The organism is Sphingomonas sp. UBA978 (assembly GCF_002292295.1).
In the GTDB taxonomy this organism is placed as follows: domain Bacteria; phylum Pseudomonadota; class Alphaproteobacteria; order Sphingomonadales; family Sphingomonadaceae; genus Sphingomonas.
This window is the reverse complement of the sequence record NZ_DBBS01000001.1, coordinates 2,566-7,972: the sequence shown is the minus strand read 5'-3', so window position 1 is coordinate 7,972 and position 5,407 is coordinate 2,566. Positions and strand designations below refer to the sequence as shown.

Here is a 5,407-nt window from a genome sequence, read left to right as displayed (position 1 = left end):
GTCGCCAAGGCCGAGAAGATGGCGCAGGAAGCGTAACGACGAAAACAAAGCCCCTCCTCTTGAGAGGAGGGGTTGGGGGTGGTGGATGTCTCACCGAGAGGCACGCCCGTTTCCCCCACCCCGACCCCTCCCCCGAAGGGGAGGGGCTTAGGATAGAAAAACATGCTCCACTTCGAACTCGTCACGCCTGAAAAGCTCGTCCGGTCCGAGGACGTGTACATGGTCGTCGTCCCCGGCACCGAAGGCGACTTCGGCGTGCTCGAGGGCCATGCCCCACTGATGTCCACCGTCCGCGACGGTGCGCTGTCGGTCTATCGCACCGAAGGCGGCCAGCCCGAGACGATCGCGATCCAGGGCGGCTTCGCCGAAGTCAATGCCCGCGGCCTCACCGTGCTGGCCGAACACGCCGCCTGATCGCGCGGGGGGCTCGATCCGGCCCGGCGCCCCCAAGCGTCGTCACTGCTTCGCTGCGCTGGCAATGACGGGGCACGGGGGACGACCCGGTTCGATCCGGTCGCTCGCGCCTCCTCACGCCGCGAATAGCGACGCGCCCTTCTTCACCACCGTAACGCCCGCTGCGTCCGTCACCGCGTAGGTGAACCCCGGCAGCAGGCAGAAGGCGCCGACCTCGCCCTTGGGCGACAGCGCGAGAAACCCGACCTGCGTCCCCTTGATCGCGTCCCCGCGCAGTCTGGCGATATGGCGGACGACCTCCTCGCACGCCGCCTGCGCCGACAGGCCGGCGCGCATCGAGGCGACGACGCGGGCGGTGCCGGAGACGCGGGTGACCTCCTCGCCGAGGCCGGTGGAGGTGGCGGCGCCGATGCCCGCCTCGACGTACAGCCCCGCGCCGACCTGCGGCGAATCGCCCACCCGGCCGCGCATCTTGAACGCCATGCCCGACGTCGTGCACGCCCCCGCCAGCCGCCCGTCGGCGGTCCGGGCGAGCAGGCCGATCGTGTCGTGGTCGAGCGCCCCGCCCCGGACGCCACGGGGCGCACGCGCGTTCTCGCTGTTCGCGACCGGTCTGTATTGCGAGGTCCTGAGCCAGTCGCGCCATGCCTTCTCCGCCTCGGGGGTCAAGAGGTCGACTTTGGGAAAGCCCTGATCGCGCGCGAATTGCGTCGCGCCAGCGCCGACGAGGAAGGTGTGCGGCGTCTTCTCCATCACCCGCCGCGCGACGGAGATGGCATGGACGGTGTCTTCCAACGCGGCGACCGCGCCGACCCCGCCGGCATCGTCCATGATGACCGCATCGAGCGTGACGTGGCCGTCGCGATCGGGATAGCCGCTATAGCCGACCGAATGGTTGTCGGGGTCCGCCTCCGGCACCATGCCGCCCGCCTCGACCGCGTCGATCAGGCTGCCGCCGGCCTTCAGCCGGGCGAAGGCGGCATCGTTCGCCGCCGCGCCGAAATCCCAGGTCGATACGATCATCGCGCCGCCCGCCGCGGGCGCCGCGCCGGCCAGCGACGCCACGCCCGCGGTCGCTGCCGCCCCGCCCAGAAAGCCACGCCGCGTCGTCATCCGCCATTCCCCCATTGGACCGGTATTGGTTCCTACAGGAAGTTATACGGATCGACGTCCACCGTCACGCGCGCTTTCGCGGGCCAGTCGAGCGCACCGAGCCAGTCGCGGATGACATCCTGCACGTCGAGCGCGCGACGGGCATGGACCAGCAACCGATAGCGATGGCGCCCGCGCAGCATCGCCAGCGGCGCGGGGGCGGGGCCATAGACCGCCATGCCGTCCACCTGCGGTGCGCTGCGGGCGACGAGCTTGGCGACCTCGTTGGCGCAGGCCTGGTCCTCCGAGGATATGACGATCGCGGCATAGCGACCGAACGGCGGCGCGCCGGCATCGCGCCGCGCCTCGGTTTCCGCGTCGTAGAAGGCGTCGGCGTCGCCGGTGATGAGCGCCTGCATCACCTGCGCTTTGGGGCTGTGCGTCTGGATGAAGACATGGCCGGGCTTGGCGCCGCGGCCGGCGCGACCCGACACCTGACGGATCTGCTGGAACGTCCGCTCCGCCGCGCGCANNAGATCGGCGTCGATCACGCCGACCAGCGTCAGATTGGGAAAGTGATAGCCCTTGGTGACCAATTGCGTGCCGACGACGATGTCGATGTCGCCCGCCTCCATCCGACCGACGAACTCCGCCGCCTTGGCCGGCGACCAGATCGTGTCCGAGGTGACGACCGCGGTCTTCGCCTCGGGGAACAGCGCCGTCACCTCGTCGGCGATGCGCTCGACCCCGGGGCCGCAGGCGACGAGGCTGTCCTCCTCCTTGCACTCCGGGCAGGCGCGCGGGGTCGGCATGACATGGCCGCAATGGTGGCAGGCGAGCCGCCGCGTCAGCCGGTGCTCGACCATCCAGGCGGTGCAATTGGGGCATTGAAAGCGATGGCCGCAGGTCCGGCACAGCGTCAGCGGCGCATAGCCGCGGCGGTTGAGGAACAGCAGCGACTGCTCGCCCTTTGCCAGCGTCTCCTCCAGCGCCGTCACCAGCCTGGGCGCGATCCAGCGGCCGCGTTCGGGGGGATGCTGGATCAGGTCGATCGGCTCGATCGTCGGCATCTCCGCCGGGCCGTAGCGGCCGGGCAGCTTCAGCTCGGCATAGCGGCCGAGTGCGACCTGCTGACGCGTCTCGATCGCCGGGGTGGCGCTGGCGAGGATCACCGGGCAGGCTTCGAACTTGCCGCGCATCACCGCGACGTCGCGGGCGTGGTAGTGGACGCCCTCTTCCTGCTTGAAGCTGGTTTCGTGCGCCTCGTCGACGACGATCAGGCCGAGGTTGCGATAAGGGAGGAACAATGCCGAACGCGCGCCGACCGTCACCAGCGCCTCGCCGCCGGCGATCGCGCGCCAGGCGCGACGTCGCTGGGTCGACCGCAGGCCCGAATGCCACGCGACGGGCTCGCAGCCGAACCGGTCGTGGAAGCGCTTGAGGAAGGGTTCGGTCAGCGCGATTTCGGGCAGCAGGACGAGCGTCTGCCGCCCGGCACGGATCGCCTCCGCCACCGCCTCGAAATAGACTTCGGTCTTGCCCGACCCGGTGACGCCGTCGAGCAGCGTCGGGGCGAAGGCGTGGGCCGCGACGTTGGCGACCAGAATGTCCGCCGCCGCCTGCTGCTCGCCGGCGAGCGTCGGCGGGCCGAAGGCGGGGTCGGGGTGCGGGAACGGGCTGTCGATATCGACCTCGACCGCCTCGATCGCCCCGGTCTTGACCAGCCCGCGGATCACCGCGTCGCTGACGTCGGCGATCGCGGCGAGTTCGCGGATCAGGCCCTGGCGGTCGCCGATCCGCTCCAGCGCCTGTTCGCGCTGCGGGGTGAGGCGCGGGGGAACATGGCCGGTGACGCGATATTCGGTGACGGTCCGCGCGCCCTCCAGTGCCGAGGTGGAGGCAAGCGCCATCCGCACCACCGACGCAGGGGGCGCGAGATAATAGGCCGCGGTCCATTCGATCAGGCGGCGCAGCGGCGCGGCGAGCGGCGGCACGTCGACCAGCCCGAGCAGCGGCCGCAGGCGATTGTCGCCGACCTCTACGTCGGAGGGCAGGCGTTCGGGCTCCCACACCACGCCGAGCAGTTGGCGGGGTCCGAGCGGCGCGATCACGATCGATCCCGGTTCGACCGCCATGCCCGCCGGCACGCGATAGTCGAGCGGGCCGAGCGCGGAGTTGAGGACGAGGACGCGGGCGCGCGAGGACATGCCGCCCATATGGGGGCTGGCCGAGTCGAGGTGAAGCGGCAGTTTGGGCGTCAGGCGGCGCGGGCGACGGTCGAGCGCCGCCGGCCGACGCGGGCGCGCTTGGCGGCGTAGAGCCGCGTGTCGGCGCGCCGCGCGAAATCGCGCAGCGAATGGCATTCGTCGTCGAAGGTCGCGATGCCGATCGATCCGGCGCTGGTCATGGTGATGCCGTTCGCCTCGACCGAGACGCGCAGCGCCGCCTCGACGTCGATGCCGAACTGGTCGGGCTGCGCGATGATCTGCGGATCGTCGATGATGATCGCGAATTCGTCGCCGCCGATGCGCGCGGCGAAACAGTTGCGCAGCCACGGCTGCGACAGCGCCATGCCGGTCAGCCGCAGCACGTCGTCGCCGGCGTCGTGGCCGAGGGAATCGTTGATGGTCTTGAAGCCGTCGAGGTCGATCAGGGCCAGCATCAGCGGCGATCCCTCGCGCCGCGCGATGCGCATCGCGCTGTCGAGTTCGCGGTCGAAGGCGGCGCGGTTGGCGATGCCGGTGAGCGCGTCGGTGTCGGCGGAGCGGCGCAATTGCGTCTCGAGGTTGTGGCGGTCGGTGATGTCCTGGAACACGCCGATCAGCGCATGGACGACGCCGTCGCGGATATCCGTCTCGCAGGCGGCGCGGACGCGGCGCAGGCGGCCGTCGGCGGTGATGAGGTCGCCCTCGAATTCGAACGGCTCGCCCGTCGCCAGCGTCCGGTCGAGTCGTGCGGTCACGTCGGCGCGCGCCTGCGGCGGGTAGAAATCGAGCGCATGCGACAGCGCCGGCATGTCGCCGACCGCGAGCCCGTGGATGCGGTAGACGTTGTCGGACCATTCCAGCACCTGGTCGGGGACCGACAGCCGCCACGATCCGATCATCGCGATCCGTTCGGCCTGGCGGAAGATGCGATCCTTGCTGGCGAGCCGGCCGACCAGCGCCTCGCCCGCGGTGGCGATGCGCACCGCCTCCATCGCGGTGCGGCGGGCGGCGATCAGCGCCTCGGCGAGGCTGGCGAGGTGGCGGAGCGCGGCGTGGCCGGCGGCATTGAGCGAGCGCGGGCGGTCGTCGAGGACGCAGAGCGTGCCGATCGGCTGGCGGACGCCCTGCCCGTCGGCGACATGGATGGCGGTGCCGGCGTAGAAGCGCTTGCCGGCCTCGACCACCAGCGGATTGTCGTGGAACCGGTCGTCGCGGCTCAGGTCGTCGACGATCAGCGGCACGTTCTGGCGGATCGTGCGGTCGCAAAAGGCGATGTCGCGGTCGAGTTCGGTGATGCCCGGGGTGGTGGTCGCCTTGATCCACAGCCGGTTGCGATCGATCAGCGTAATCATCGCGGTGGGGCAGCCGAGCAGCTCGGCGGCGAGCGCGACGAGCGCGTCGAATTCCTTCTCGGGTTCGCTGTCGAGCAGCGCGAGCGCGTGCAGGGCGGCCAGCCGACTCGCCTCGTCATATCGCGTATCGGTGAGAGACGTTACCGGGTGCGTCATCGCTAACCTGATGGGGGATAAGGGTTAATATGTCCCTTCCCGGGTTTCCGGGGGGCGCGCATAAGGGGGGGGTGACGAATAATCCCACGCAGCCGGTGTCGATGCAATGGGCGGCGCATCTGGCGCGCGACCGGCGGCGATCGGTCCATACCGTGCGCGCCTATCAGGCGACGGCGGAGCGGCTGG

General features: G+C 70.5%; 4 protein-coding genes. 1 reads left to right on the top strand and 3 read right to left on the bottom strand.

The window, feature by feature from the left end; all coding sequences use genetic code 11:
- The first annotated feature begins 162 nt into the window (after positions 1–162).
- Entirely contained in the window at positions 163–414 is a 252-nt protein-coding gene (locus B2515_RS00035) for an ATP synthase F1 subunit epsilon (RefSeq protein WP_293872492.1), read from the top strand.
- A gap of 114 nt (positions 415–528) precedes the next feature.
- Here the strand turns inward: B2515_RS00035 and B2515_RS00030 are convergent, their stop codons facing one another.
- The 3 genes from B2515_RS00030 to B2515_RS00020 form a co-directional block, all read right to left on the bottom strand.
- Positions 529–1,527, bottom strand: coding sequence for a N(4)-(beta-N-acetylglucosaminyl)-L-asparaginase (locus B2515_RS00030; RefSeq protein WP_293872491.1), 999 nt, complete (start codon positions 1,525–1,527; stop codon positions 529–531).
- Positions 1,528–1,559: 32 nt separating this feature from the next.
- Entirely contained in the window at positions 1,560–3,713 is a 2,154-nt protein-coding gene (locus B2515_RS00025) for a primosomal protein N' (protein WP_293872490.1), read from the bottom strand.
- A gap of 50 nt (positions 3,714–3,763) precedes the next feature.
- Positions 3,764–5,221, bottom strand: a complete 1,458-nt coding sequence (locus B2515_RS00020) for a diguanylate cyclase domain-containing protein (protein WP_293872489.1) — start codon at positions 5,219–5,221, stop codon at positions 3,764–3,766.
- Positions 5,222–5,407: the final 186 nt, after the last annotated feature.

Excerpts from the sequence above, each read along its gene's own strand:
- B2515_RS00035 (WP_293872492.1), top strand. The coding sequence starts at position 163 with ATGCTCCACTTCGAACTCGTCACGCCTGAAAAGCTCGTCCGGTCCGAG.
- B2515_RS00020 (WP_293872489.1), bottom strand. The coding sequence starts at position 5,221 with ATGACGCACCCGGTAACGTCTCTCACCGATACGCGATATGACGAGGCG.
- B2515_RS00030 (WP_293872491.1), bottom strand. The coding sequence starts at position 1,527 with ATGACGACGCGGCGTGGCTTTCTGGGCGGGGCGGCAGCGACCGCGGGC.